The 13099-nt window shown below is 44.7% G+C and carries 14 protein-coding genes; 10 read left to right on the forward strand and 4 right to left on the reverse strand.

Features of this window, described 5'->3' with window-relative positions; translation table 11 throughout:
* Nucleotides 1-195: 195 nt before the first annotated feature.
* The 4 genes from pdhA (at nt 196) to lpdA (ending at nt 5162) form a co-directional block, all read left to right on the forward strand.
* Nucleotides 196-1311, forward strand: coding sequence for a pyruvate dehydrogenase (acetyl-transferring) E1 component subunit alpha (gene pdhA / locus G4O42_RS07345; RefSeq protein ID WP_007611171.1), 1116 nt, complete (start codon nt 196-198; stop codon nt 1309-1311).
* A 3-nt stretch (nt 1312-1314) separates the two neighbouring features.
* On the forward strand, nt 1315-2292 hold the full coding sequence (pdhB, locus tag G4O42_RS07350; protein WP_003154528.1) for a pyruvate dehydrogenase complex E1 component subunit beta: 978 nt from the start codon (nt 1315-1317) through the stop codon (nt 2290-2292).
* 124 nt (nt 2293-2416) lie between these two features.
* On the forward strand, nt 2417-3745 hold the full coding sequence (gene pdhC, locus G4O42_RS07355; RefSeq protein ID WP_007611173.1) for a pyruvate dehydrogenase complex dihydrolipoyllysine-residue acetyltransferase: 1329 nt from the start codon (nt 2417-2419) through the stop codon (nt 3743-3745).
* A gap of 4 nt (nt 3746-3749) precedes the next feature.
* The gene (gene lpdA, locus G4O42_RS07360) at nt 3750-5162 is read left to right on the forward strand and encodes a dihydrolipoyl dehydrogenase (RefSeq protein WP_007409663.1); all 1413 of its coding nucleotides are present in this window, start codon (nt 3750-3752) and stop codon (nt 5160-5162) included.
* A 47-nt stretch (nt 5163-5209) separates the two neighbouring features.
* Here lpdA and G4O42_RS07365 read toward each other — a convergent pair whose 3' ends face one another.
* The gene (locus G4O42_RS07365; protein WP_007409664.1) at nt 5210-5584 is read right to left on the reverse strand and encodes a hypothetical protein; all 375 of its coding nucleotides are present in this window, start codon (nt 5582-5584) and stop codon (nt 5210-5212) included.
* Between the two features lie 248 nt (nt 5585-5832).
* Here G4O42_RS07365 and G4O42_RS07370 point away from each other — a divergent pair, with 248 nt between their 5' ends.
* Both G4O42_RS07370 and G4O42_RS07375 read left to right on the forward strand, forming a co-directional pair.
* Nucleotides 5833-6633, forward strand: coding sequence for a polysaccharide deacetylase family protein (locus tag G4O42_RS07370; RefSeq protein WP_032874785.1), 801 nt, complete (start codon nt 5833-5835; stop codon nt 6631-6633).
* Between the two features lie 113 nt (nt 6634-6746).
* The gene (locus G4O42_RS07375; protein WP_003154518.1) at nt 6747-6866 is read left to right on the forward strand and encodes a GapA-binding peptide SR1P; all 120 of its coding nucleotides are present in this window, start codon (nt 6747-6749) and stop codon (nt 6864-6866) included.
* A gap of 47 nt (nt 6867-6913) precedes the next feature.
* Here G4O42_RS07375 and G4O42_RS07380 read toward each other — a convergent pair whose 3' ends face one another.
* A complete protein-coding gene (locus G4O42_RS07380) occupies nt 6914-8386 on the reverse strand; it encodes an aminotransferase class I/II-fold pyridoxal phosphate-dependent enzyme (protein WP_032874787.1) in 1473 nt (490 codons plus the stop codon).
* Between the two features lie 179 nt (nt 8387-8565).
* Between G4O42_RS07380 and G4O42_RS07385 the strand changes: the two genes are divergently transcribed.
* Entirely contained in the window at nt 8566-8832 is a 267-nt protein-coding gene (locus tag G4O42_RS07385; RefSeq protein WP_032874789.1) for a UPF0223 family protein, read from the forward strand.
* 34 nt (nt 8833-8866) lie between these two features.
* On the opposite strand, the gene G4O42_RS07390 is transcribed toward G4O42_RS07385, so the two are convergent.
* Nucleotides 8867-9499, reverse strand: coding sequence for a DUF1054 domain-containing protein (locus G4O42_RS07390; protein ID WP_007409668.1), 633 nt, complete (start codon nt 9497-9499; stop codon nt 8867-8869).
* A 236-nt stretch (nt 9500-9735) separates the two neighbouring features.
* Here G4O42_RS07390 and G4O42_RS07395 point away from each other — a divergent pair, with 236 nt between their 5' ends.
* The 3 genes from G4O42_RS07395 (at nt 9736) to G4O42_RS07405 (ending at nt 11294) form a co-directional block, all read left to right on the forward strand.
* The gene (locus tag G4O42_RS07395) at nt 9736-9924 is read left to right on the forward strand and encodes a hypothetical protein (RefSeq protein ID WP_007409669.1); all 189 of its coding nucleotides are present in this window, start codon (nt 9736-9738) and stop codon (nt 9922-9924) included.
* Between the two features lie 133 nt (nt 9925-10057).
* Nucleotides 10058-10855 (forward strand): inositol-1-monophosphatase, encoded by a 798-nt coding sequence (gene suhB, locus G4O42_RS07400; RefSeq protein WP_032874791.1) that lies wholly within the window; start codon nt 10058-10060, stop codon nt 10853-10855.
* A complete protein-coding gene (locus tag G4O42_RS07405; protein WP_032874793.1) occupies nt 10842-11294 on the forward strand; it encodes a GNAT family N-acetyltransferase in 453 nt (150 codons plus the stop codon). The genes suhB and G4O42_RS07405 overlap by 14 nt, the downstream gene beginning before the upstream one ends.
* Nucleotides 11295-11345: 51 nt before the next feature.
* On the opposite strand, the gene G4O42_RS07410 is transcribed toward G4O42_RS07405, so the two are convergent.
* Nucleotides 11346-12911: a M4 family metallopeptidase gene (locus G4O42_RS07410; protein WP_032874795.1), complete on the reverse strand. Its 1566-nt coding sequence runs from the start codon at nt 12909-12911 to the stop codon at nt 11346-11348.
* Nucleotides 12912-13099: the final 188 nt, after the last annotated feature.

A 13099-nucleotide genomic window follows, 5' to 3' on the forward strand; every position in this document is an offset into this window, starting at 1 on the left:
GTTGTTGATCATATTGTACTAATAAAAAATCTTTTTTTATTAGTACAGTTTAAACGTCATTATCTTTGCTTAAGCGCTATGTGAATTTCTGAATGATTAATTTTAGAATTGCAGAGCATGATAAGACTGTTTTTAATACGGATGGCTAAACGGTATCCTAACCCTGTTAAATCAAAAGAAGAGGTGGTTTAAAAAATGGCTGCAAAGACAAAAACTTCAATTGTTGATAGCAAAAAACAATTTGATGCTATTCATAAGCAGTTTGAAACGTTCCAAATTTTAAATGCTGAAGGTGAAGTCGTAAATAAAGACGCAATGCCTGATCTTTCAGATGATCAGTTAAAGGAATTAATGAGAAGAATGGTGTATATCCGCATTTTAGACCAGCGTTCAATTTCTCTTTCCCGTCAAGGACGTTTAGGTTTCTATGCACCGACAGCGGGCCAGGAAGCTTCTCAAATTGCATCACACTTCGCGCTTGAACAGGACGATTTTATCCTTCCGGGTTATCGTGACGTTCCTCAGCTGATTTGGCACGGTCTTCCTTTACATCAGGCATTCCTGTTCTCAAGAGGCCATTTTAAAGGTAATCAGATGCCTGAGGGAGTAAATGCTTTATCACCTCAAATTATTATTGGTGCTCAAATTATTCAAACCGCAGGTGTAGCTTTAGGGCTTAAAAAGCGCGGTAAAAAAGCGGTAGCTATTACTTACACTGGTGACGGCGGAGCTTCTCAAGGTGACTTCTATGAAGGAATGAACTTTGCCGGAGCATTTAAAGCGCCAGCGATCTTCGTTGTTCAGAATAACCGCTATGCGATTTCAACTCCTGTAGAAAAGCAATCATCTGCACAGACAATTGCCCAAAAAGCAGTTGCCGTCGGTATTACAGGTGTTCAAGTAGACGGAATGGATGCACTAGCCGTTTATGCTGCAACCGCAGAAGCACGCCAGCGCGCAATTAACGGTGAAGGTCCGACTCTGATTGAAACTCTTACATTCCGTTACGGACCTCATACAATGTCCGGTGACGATCCGACTAAATATCGTACGAAAGAAATAGAAAATGAATGGGAGCAAAAAGACCCGCTCGTACGTTTCCGCAAGTTCTTGGAAAACAAAGGACTATGGTCTGAAGAAGAAGAGAACAAAGTGATTGAACAGGCCAAAGAAGAAATCAAACAAGCTATCAAAAAGGCTGACGGCGAATCAAAACCGAAAGTAACAGAGCTGATTGAGAATATGTTTGAAGAGCCGACGTTCAACTTGAAAGAACAACTTGAAATTTACAAAGCGAAGGAGTCGAAGTAAGCCATGGCGCAAATGACAATGATTCAAGCAATCACTGATGCGTTACGCACAGAACTGAAAAACAATGAAAACGTTCTGCTTTTCGGGGAAGATGTAGGCGTTGCCGGAGGCGTATTCCGTGCAACTGAAGGCCTTCAAAAAGAATTCGGTGAGGACCGCGTATTTGACACGCCGCTTGCTGAATCCGGTATCGGCGGTCTCGCTCTCGGTTTAGGCCTGCAAGATTACCGTCCTGTTATGGAAATCCAATTCTTCGGATTCGTATATGAAGTAATGGATTCAATCTCAGGACAAATGGCTCGTCTCCGCTACCGTTCCGGCGGACGCTGGACTTCTCCGGTGACAATCCGTTCTCCATTCGGCGGAGGGGTTCATACACCTGAACTTCACGCTGACAGTTTGGAAGGCCTTATCGCTCAGCAGCCGGGTATTAAAGTTGTTATCCCTTCCACTCCTTACGATGCAAAAGGACTGCTGATTGCCTCTATCAGAGACAATGATCCGGTTGTTTTCTTAGAGCATATGAAACTTTACCGTTCTTTCCGTCAGGAAGTTCCTGAGGAGGAATACACAATCGAGCTTGGCAAAGCTGATGTGAAACGCGAAGGTACTGACCTTTCTATCATCACATACGGCGCGATGGTTCATGAGTCGCTTAAGGCTGCTGAGGAGCTTGAAAAAGAAGGCGTTTCTGCTGAAGTTATCGACCTTCGCACTGTAAGTCCGCTTGATATTGATACGATTATTGCTTCTGTTGAAAAAACAGGCCGCGCAATTGTCGTGCAAGAAGCTCAAAAACAAGCCGGCATCGCTGCCAACGTTGTAGCTGAAATCAATGACCGCGCGATTCTGAGCCTGGAAGCTCCGGTTCTGCGTGTTGCGGCGCCTGATACAGTATTTCCTTTCTCGCTTGCTGAGAGCGTATGGCTTCCAAACCATAAAGACGTTCTTGAAACTGCGAAAAAAGTTCTTGAATTTTAATCAGGCATCATAAAAGACGGTAAAGAGAGTCCTTTTCTCTTATTATGAAGGAGTCTGTTTACTAGGTTCAATGCTTGCGTATGCATAACTAAAATTTGCTTAATCAACTAGGAGGTCGAAAACTGTGGCATTTGAATTTAAACTTCCGGATATCGGGGAAGGTATCCACGAAGGCGAAATCGTAAAATGGTTTGTTAAGCCGAACGACGAGGTAGAAGAAGACGATGTTCTGGCTGAAGTGCAAAATGATAAAGCAGTGGTAGAAATTCCTTCACCTGTTAAAGGAAAAGTATTAGAATTAAAAGTTGAAGAGGGAACAGTTGCAACTGTTGGACAAACGATTATTACGTTTGACGCACCTGGTTACGAAGATCTTCAATTTAAAGGAAGCCATGATTCAGGAGATGCGAAAACTGAAGCTCAAGTTCAGTCGTCTGCTGAAGCAGGGCAGGATATCTCTAAAGAAGAGACTCCTAAAGAGCCTGCAAAAGAAACCGGCGCAGGACAGCAGGACCAAGCGGAAGCTGATCCGAACAAACGCGTGATCGCGATGCCTTCCGTACGCAAATATGCCCGTGAAAAAGGCGTGGATATCCGTAAAGTAACAGGTTCAGGCAATAACGGACGTGTTGTAAAAGAAGATATCGACAGCTTTGCAAATGGAGGAGCGGCTCAAGAAGCGGCACCGCAAGAAACAGCTGCACCTCAGGAAACAGCTAAACCTGCAGCGGCTCAGGCTCCTGAAGGCGAATTCCCTGAAACACGCGAAAAAATGAGCGGTATCCGTAAAGCGATCGCGAAAGCAATGGTGAACTCTAAGCATACTGCACCGCACGTAACTCTTATGGATGAAGTTGACGTAACAAATCTTGTTGCTCACCGCAAACAGTTCAAACAAGTTGCTGCTGATCAAGGCATCAAGCTGACTTATCTGCCTTACGTCGTCAAAGCATTAACATCCGCTTTGAAAAAATTCCCTGTTTTAAACACATCTATTGATGATAAAACAGATGAAGTGATCCAAAAACATTACTTCAACATCGGAATTGCAGCGGATACCGAAAAAGGCCTGCTTGTGCCGGTAGTGAAAAATGCCGACCGTAAAGCCGTTTTCGAAATCTCTGATGAAATCAACAGCCTTGCTACAAAAGCGCGTGAAGGCAAGCTTGCACCTGCGGAAATGAAAGGCGCTTCTTGCACGATCACAAATATCGGTTCTGCCGGAGGCCAATGGTTCACACCGGTTATCAACCACCCAGAGGTTGCGATTCTCGGTATCGGCCGTATTGCTGAAAAAGCGATCGTCCGTGACGGTGAAATTGTAGCTGCTCCTGTCTTAGCTCTTTCTCTCAGCTTTGACCACCGTATGATTGACGGAGCAACTGCACAAAATGCGTTAAACCACATCAAGCGTTTACTGAACGATCCACAACTTATTTTAATGGAGGCGTAATGTTATGGTAGTAGGAGATTTCCCTATTGAAACAGATACTCTTGTGATTGGTGCGGGACCCGGCGGCTATGTAGCTGCCATCCGCGCTGCTCAGCTTGGACAAAAAGTAACAGTCGTTGAAAAAGCAACTCTTGGAGGCGTTTGTCTGAACGTCGGCTGTATTCCTTCAAAAGCGCTCATCAATGCAGGCCATCGTTACGAGAATGCAAAACATTCAGATGACATGGGAATCACTGCTGAGAACGTAACGGTTGACTTTACAAAAGTCCAAGAATGGAAAGCTTCTGTTGTAAATAAGCTTACCGGCGGTGTTGCAGGTCTTTTAAAAGGAAATAAAGTGGACGTTATAAAAGGGGAAGCTTATTTCGTAGACAGCAACTCTGTCCGTGTAATGGATGAGAACTCTGCGCAAACATACACATTTAAAAACGCAATCATTGCTACCGGTTCTCGCCCTATCGAATTGCCAAACTTCAAATATAGCGAACGCGTTCTGAACTCTACAGGCGCACTTGCGCTTAAAGAAATTCCGAAAAAGCTCGTTGTTATCGGCGGCGGATATATCGGTACTGAGCTTGGAACAGCGTATGCGAACTTCGGAACTGAATTGGTTATTTTAGAAGGCGGAGATGAAATTCTTCCTGGCTTCGAAAAACAAATGAGTTCTCTCGTTACCCGCAGACTGAAGAAAAAAGGCAACGTTGAAATCCATACAAGCGCCATGGCTAAAGGCGTTGAGGAAAGACCTGACGGCGTAACAGTTACATTCGAAGTAAAAGGCGAAGAAAAAACGGTTGATGCTGATTACGTATTAATCACTGTCGGACGCCGTCCGAACACTGATGAGCTCGGCCTTGAGCAAGTCGGTATCGAAATGACTGACCGCGGTGTCATTAAAACAGACAAGCAGTGCCGCACAAACGTACCGAACATTTACGCAATCGGTGACATCATTGACGGACCTCCATTGGCTCACAAAGCGTCTTACGAAGGTAAAATCGCTGCGGAAGCTATTTCAGGAGAGCCGGCTGAAATCGATTACCTCGGTATTCCGGCGGTTGTATTCTCTGAGCCTGAACTGGCTTCTGTCGGTTACACTGAAGCACAGGCGAAAGAAGAAGGCATTGAAGTCGTTGCAGCTAAGTTCCCGTTTGCAGCGAACGGACGTGCGCTGTCTCTTAACGAAACTGACGGCTTCATGAAGCTGATCACTCGTAAAGAAGACGGTCTTGTAATCGGTGCGCAAATTGCCGGCGCAAGCGCTTCTGACATGATTTCTGAATTGAGTCTGGCGATCGAAGGCGGAATGACTGCTGAAGATATCGCAATGACAATTCACGCTCACCCGACATTGGGCGAAATCACTATGGAAGCTGCCGAAGTAGCAATCGGAAGCCCGATCCATATCGTAAAATAATAATGTAACAAAGAAACAGCCCCCGTTTGTAAAAGCGGGGGCTGTTTTTATTGTGCAAGCACATGCTGCATAGGTTTGATGATATCCTCTTTTTTCTTTACGGATCCCTCAATCTTCATGACCACATGCCGATGATTGATCACCATCAGCGCAGGGAACGTGTTGATTTCCTCTTCCCATCCCTTTCTGTTGTCATAAACCTTCATTTGATCAACATGATGGGGATATTTCTTTTCTAAATCAAGGATCGCATCGTAATAAGGCACTTCTTTATCTATATGATTTTCATCGGAAAAAAACAAGATTTGAGTGTGATGAATGCTGTCGATCCGGTTTTTTGTGAATGGACTGACAGTAGAAACCGAACAGCTTGACAGAACGAACAGCATCAAAAAAAAGGGAATCACCGTACGGTAGCGCATCTATCTTACTCCTCTGTTTTATATAATATATTGGTTCATCCATTTATAAGGACTATATCAAGTGTATCACGAGAGGTGAAAAACCTAAGGCTTGTTACTGAATTGTTATATAATTGAAACCGTTTTTAATGAAGAAATAATACGTGTGACAACTTGCGCAGCCGATGTGTAAAAAAGGCACATTGTTTTTCGTGAGAGCGCTGTTTTTTCGTTATACTGGGGGCAAAACCATATCAGGAGGGATTGTCATGTATAAAGCCGTTGCAGCCGTCATATGTATGTGCTTACTCGCCGGCTGCCAATCAAACGAAAAGATGCAAACAAACAAACCCCATTCTCAAGCCGCGGCCAATCACGCCAAACGGGAAAACCATCATACAAAAGAGGAAAAACAGAAAAAACAAAAGGCGGAGCCCCGTTACTATATCAATCCGAAAAGTTTTTCTGTGGAAAAAATGGATGAACAGAAAGAGAAAAAACCGATCGCATTGGTAACGATCGATGACGCGCCTGATCAGCATGCCGCTGAGATTGCGGACAAACTGCACGATCTCAATGCATCAGCGATCTTTTTTGTGAACGGACATTTTTTGAAAAAAGATGAAAATAAGAAAGCGCTTAAGCATATTCATGAGTTAGGTTTTATGATCGGAAATCATACAATGACTCATCAAAACTTAAAAGATCTTTCCGAACAAAAACAACGGGAAGAAATCATTGGCGTCAATAAAGCGGTTGAAAAGGTAATAGGAGAGAAACCCGCATTTTTCAGGGCGCCTTTCGGAAGCAATACGGACTACAGTGACAGACTTATAAAAAAAGAAGGTATGGTGAAAATGAACTGGACCTTCGGGTATGATTGGGATCAGAAATATCAATCCAAAAAAGCGCTTACCGATATCACACTGAACAGTCCTTATCTGCGGGACGGGGCCAACATATTGATGCATGACCGGAAATGGACGGCAGAAGCCATGCCGGACATTGTAAAAGGATTGCGTCATAAAGGATATACTGTGATTGACCCTCGAGCTATAAAAAGACCGTAAAAAATAAATGTGTTATACAATTTATCAGTTGACATATTAAATGTGACATAATAATATAATAACAACAAGTAAAAATTAAGCGTTTTCAAATTCTGAGAAATGGGGAATGACAGATGGGTACAATTGTTTGCCAAGACTGTAACGAAGCGATTCATTACTTTGAGGATGAGAAGGTCACGACGTTATACGGAACATGCTGCGGACAATGCCAGTGTCATCTTGAAGAAGAGTAAAAAGCGTAAAAAGGCCCGAAACGATTTCGTTTCGGGCTTCTTTATGTTTATTGGATGGCTTTTTGCTCTTTGATCACTCTGATCATTTCAAGCGTTGCATCTTCGGGACCCTGCACAGGAAGGCCGGCGTCCAAGTTTTTAAAAATGTAGCTGATATTTTCTTCAGTAATGATCTCACCCGGAATAAAGATCGGAATTCCCGGCGGGTACACCATGACAAACTCTGCGATGATCCGTCCCGCGGATTCTTTTAACGGAATGACTTCCGTATTTGCGTAAAACGCGTCTCTTGGCGTCATCGCTAACAGAGGAATTTCAGGAAGCAGAACTTCGGTTTGCTGATGAGCATAGTCATTGTCGGAAGCCTGCTTTGAAATGTCTGTAAGCGCGCTTACAAGACGGTCGGCATCTCCCGCTCTGTCTCCGGGGGTGAAAATACATAAAATATTATACAAATCGGACAGCTCGACTTCGATATTATATGATTCGCGGAGCCATTTTTCAACGTCATGGCCCGTCAGGCCGAGGTTTTTGACCGAAATGATTAATTTAGTCGGATCATAACTGAATGCAGCTTTAGACCCTGTGATTTCTTCGCCGACACAGCGGATGCCTTCAATTTGATTGAGGCGTTCCCGTGTCTGATCCGCCAGCAGAATCGTATCTTCAAGAAGATCGCGGCCTTCTGTAGCGAGGCGCTTTCTTGCGACATCCAGTGAAGCGAGAAGCAGATAGGATGTTGACGTTGTCGTCAGCATGCTTAAAATCGACTGTACTCTTTCTTTGGAAACAAGACCTTCTCTCACATTTAAAATGGAGCTCTGCGTCAGGGAGCCTCCCAATTTGTGCACGCTTGTGGCTGCCATATCAGCGCCCGCCTGCATGGCGGACAGAGGAAGCTTATCATGAAAATGAATATGAACGCCGTGCGCTTCATCGACAAGCACAGGCACATTGAAAGAATGCGCGAGCTTTACAATGCTGCTCAAGTCCGCTGCCACACCGAAGTACGTCGGATTTATGACAAGCAGGCCTTTTGCGTCAGGGTGCTCCGTCAAAGCCCGCTCTGCGGACTCAAGCGTAATGCCGTGAGAAATTCCGAGCTCATCGTCAATTTCCGGGTGTATAAAAATCGGCACCGCTCCGGAAAATACAATGGCCGACATAATGGATTTATGAACGTTTCTCGGGATGATGATTTTATCTCCGGGTCCGCATACGGCCATGACCATCGTCATAATGGCGCCGCTCGTCCCTTGTACGGAAAAAAAGGTATGGTCTGCGCCGAATGCTTCCGCGGCCAGATCCTGAGCTTCTTTAATGATGCCCTTTGGCGCATGTAAATCATCCAGGGGTTCGATATTAATTAAATCTATACTTAACGCGTTTTCTCCGATAAATTGTCTGAATTCCGGATCCATTCCCGCGCCTTTTTTATGGCCCGGAATGTGGAATTGGACAGGCTGTCTGTCCGCGTGCTTTTTCAGTCCGCTGTACAGGGGTGTTTCATGTTGCGGCAATTGTTTTCCCACCTTTATCATAATACCTACGGATTAGTTTGTATTACATTCAGTTTTATTACCCGTTTTTTAAACGTAAAACAAATGAATTATATTATGAACTTGAAAGAAAGTAAAGAACAATTTATGATCTATGGAAGATGCTTTTTTTGAGCATGATTATAAAGGAGTGAAGACATTTGGAATATCAATATCCGATGAATGAGGACTGGACGACAGAGGAGGCCGTGGATGTCATTGCTTTTTTTCAGCAGGTGGAAAACGCCTATGAAAAAGGGGCTGACCGAGACAGACTTCTGAATACGTACCGCCGCTTTAAAGAAATCGTTCCCGGGAAAGCGGAAGAAAAGAAAATCTGCAGCCAATTTGAAGCTGACAGCACCTATTCCCCGTATCGGACTGTGAAACAGGCGAAACAATCAGATCAAGCGATTATCAAAATGTAGACAAAGCGAGCCGGCAATCGGCCCGCTTTTTATGTTATGAGACTTTCTGAGTCAGTGTGTATAAAAAGGAAAGCTTCCTAAAAGCATCTTCAATGGTTTGCAGGAATTCATTGTTGTTCATGTTGATCACGTCTTCTTTTTGCAGCTGAATGCCGCACAAAAGCTCTGCTTTTTTCACTGTCTGCAGGCGTTCAAATAATGTTTTCAGCTGCTCCTGATCCATGTCGGACTGCTTGTACGCCCCTGGCTTCGTATGATCCGGGGACCATACAAAATGACCGGGAATCTGTTTTGTGATGTCCTCCTGCTTCGCTTCCAGCAATCTGCCGTATTCCTCTTTTATCGGAGATTCATAAATGATGGCAAACCATACAAACATATGGGTGTCCCATAAACCGATCTGAAAGTGAGGGAGTTTTTTATACCCGCGTTTGCTGTTGGCAAAGGCAACCCAGCTGTCAGCCGGCGGGTTGACAGATCTTCTCGCGTGCTTGGCGACATGCGGGAACATTTCATCTCCTGTCAATGCTGACAATGTCGGTGCGAAATGCTCTCCTAACAAGGTCAGCTTCGGACGGACTTGTTCTTTTAACACCTCCATGCGCGGATCTAAACCTTCTATTGTAAATGTATCGAAGTCTTCTTTTGTAAAACGCATCTGAGTCATCTTTTTCCTCCTTATCGTAAGTATTCATATTTTACCACAGCCGCCGCCGGCCGCAAAAACATTGAGAACGTTTGAGCCGAGAGGATTGGTGGTAAAAAACGAATAGGTAAACACACAATTTTAAGAATGTTGTTACAGCCGAATATAAGTTTCCATACGATATAAGAAGTATCATTAATAAATTGGAAAAATGGGATGCTTTTTTAACAAATGATCTCTGGAAGGGGCGAAAGACAATGAGGCAAGTGGTGAAGGAAGGATTCAGGGAGGAAAAAAATAACCGTGTAGCTGTCTGGAGACTAGAGGTTGATTATGAATTGGCAACCCTGTATGAGGCCATGCAAAAAGAGAATGCAGATCAAATCGATCTCAGCAAAAGAAAACTGGAACGTCTCAGAAAAGAATGGATTCGGCTTAACGGATAAAGAATAGTAAAAACGAACCGCAGGAAATGGTTCGTTTTTACGTGAGAAGGCATTTTTTTCATTTTCCTTGCTTTTTCATCGCCTTTATCAGTATGCTATAGAATAAGCTATACATAGAAAAGAGGTACACGGTATGACAAATTGGACGGAAATTGATGATATCGCAAAAAAGTGGGTAAAAGAAGCCGGAACGAGAATCAGACAATCCATGCAGAAAAGCTTGACGATTGAAACAAAATCAAATCCGAATGATTTAGTCACAAATATTGATAAAGAGACGGAGCGCTTTTTCATTGACCGTATACAGGGAACTTTTCCCGGACACCGGATTCTCGGAGAAGAAGGGCAGGGGGATAAACTCCGCTCCCTTGACGGAATCGTCTGGATCATTGATCCGATCGACGGGACGATGAATTTTGTCCATCAAAAGCGGCATTTCGCGATCTCCATCGGCATCTTTGAAGACGGAAAAGGCAAAATCGGCTTAATTTATGATGTGATGCAGGACGAGCTGTATCACGCATTCAGCGGAAAAGGAGCTTATCTGAACAATACGCCGCTTGCTCCTTTAAAAGAAGCTTCCATTGAAGAAGCCATTATTGCAATCAATGCCACATGGGTGACGGAAAACAGAAGGATTGACCCGAGTATTTTGGCGCCGCTCGTAAAACGGGTCAGAGGAACGCGTTCCTATGGTTCGGCGGCACTTGAGCTGGCCAGTGTTGCCGCCGGCCGCATTGACGCATACATTACGATGAGGCTCGCGCCGTGGGATTACGCTGCCGGCTGCGTGCTGCTGAACGAAGTCGGGGGCATTTACACGACCACAGACGGCGAACCGTTTACGTTTTTAGACAACCACAGCGTGCTTGCGGGCAATCCGGCAATACATAAAATTATCTTTGACGACTATTTACATGCTGACAGGTAGAGATTTTGAAGAGAAAGATCTCGGTTTTCTGGAGCAGCTGGCGGCATCACACCCGGTGTGGAAAAACGAAGAGTTCGGAACAAAAAATGCGGCGGAGTTTATGCTTGCATACTCCATGTACAATGGAACGTGGCTCGTATGGGAGATTGACGGCGCTCCTGCCGCCGTCAGTTTTCATTTGGAATGGGCCCCTTCAAACGGAAAACCGTGGCTCGGAACCGTGGCCGTCGCTCCGGAGGCAAAAGAGAAAGGAATCGGACGCGCGGTCATTGAAGAGATTGCGGGCCGGCTGAGAGGAGAGCATAAAGCGATGTTTTCAGCCGTTCCCCTGGACAGGCAGGAATGGGTTTTGTTTTTAAGCCAATGCGGCTTTGAACAGCTCAAGCTTGAAAAAGACGATCGGGAAAAGACATATATGATCATGGTGAAGCCATTGTGAAATGTTTCAGATATAAAAAAGAGACCGGATTTCTCCGGTCTCTTTTCTTGTTTACAAGCCGACCGCATTCCAGGCCGCTTCTACGCTTGCAGCGTCTTGAGAGCCGTAAAGGTCCCGCGCTGATTGAATCAAAGCTGCTTTTGCATCTTTAAAGTTTGATGACGGAGTGAGATATACCGTCAGTGCGCGATAGTAAATCTGCTCCGCTTTTTTCACGCCGATTTTTGTAATCGTGTTGTAAGCGGCTTTGTTCGGAATTCCGCTGTTTGTATGCACGCCGCCGTAGTCGCCGGCATCAGTGTTCGGAAGGTTTCGATAATTTTTGTAATGGTCGGGCTGTCCGTATTTTGTCGGAGTGGATAAACTGCGGAGAGCCGGCTGGCTGACCGTAATATCTTCACCGATATCCCAGTCCTCAGTATCGTTGAAGTATCCGAATACATCAGAGAAGGATTCGTTTAAAGCGCCCGGCTGATTTTCATAGTTCAGGTTGGCTGTTTCCTGTGTAACACCATGTGTCATTTCATGGGCCGTTACGTCCATTGAACCGGAAAGAGGCGAGAAGAATGAGCCGTCACCGTCACCGTAAATCATTTGGTCGCCGATCCAGGCCGCGTTATTGTATTTGCTGCCGTAATGAACGGAAGATACGATTTTGCCGCCTTTATTGTCGTAGCTGTTGCGTTTAAACGTCTGATAGAAATAATCGTACACTTTGCCGAGATTGTAATGCGCATCAACGGCAGCGCGCTGAGAAGAAGTTGTGAACTGGTTCGTAGTGCTTGATACGAGCGTGCCCGGCAGGTTATATTGTCGGTTTTGAAGATCGTACGTAATAATTTGCGTTCCGGTAGGTTTAGAAAGATCACGCATTACATATTTGCCGCTTTCAGAAGAAATATTTAATGAGACCGTTTTTCCTTTAAGAGTCGTACCTGTTCCGGTTGCAGCGGCATGCTCCACTTTGTTTTGCTTTTTCAGGACTTTCCCTGTTTCCGCATCAACGGTTACTTCCCAGTTAGCTGGTTCCGGTTCGATGTAGCGGATGGTTACATCATAGGCGAGGCGGTATTTACCGTCTTTTGTGGCCGCTGCTTTCAGCTCGGCTTTGTTTTTGTTTGCAACGTTGCCGTTAGAGACGGCTTCAGGTGATTTGCCGATTGCTTTAAAAGCATGATCCAGCGCCTGATTTGCAGATAATTTTTTGCTGTTTGCCGTTTTGGCAGAAGCATCGTTGTTTAATTCACCGTTAATCGCATAGACATTGTTGGATTTATCGACGTGAATAATGACTTGTGAGTCTTTCACAGGCACACCGTTAACGACAGGCACATAACGGAAATGCTTGTAGCCGAGATCATCAGTCGTGTGGTCAATCAGCTTCAGTCTCTCAGAAGGGTTGCCTTTGAAGACTTTGCCGTTTTGTTTCAAGTATTGCTTGATTGCTTTGTCACTGACTGAAGGCAATTCAGATTGCACCAAAGAATGCTTCGGCACAAAGTTCGTCAGGTTTTCTTTAAGCTGAGGATTCTCAGCGGCCTGAACACCCGGAAGACTGATGGTTAAACTCATAAAGGAAGCGGCGACAGCAACAGACAATTTCTTACCTAAACCCACAATAAATCCCCCTTTTTGAAAATAATGAAAACTTATATTGTTATAATAAACCAGCATTCTCTCATTCTGCAATATAAAACTAGACTCCGCTGATGAATTGATAGAATCGTCCCGGAAAGGCTTCCGGCGGCCAGCATCGGGGGATAAGCCGAGAGGCACGTGTTGAATCAGACATGAGTCGAATGATG

Source organism: Bacillus sp. LUNF1 (assembly GCF_011008975.1).
Taxonomy (GTDB): Bacteria; Bacillota; Bacilli; order Bacillales; family Bacillaceae; genus Bacillus; species Bacillus velezensis.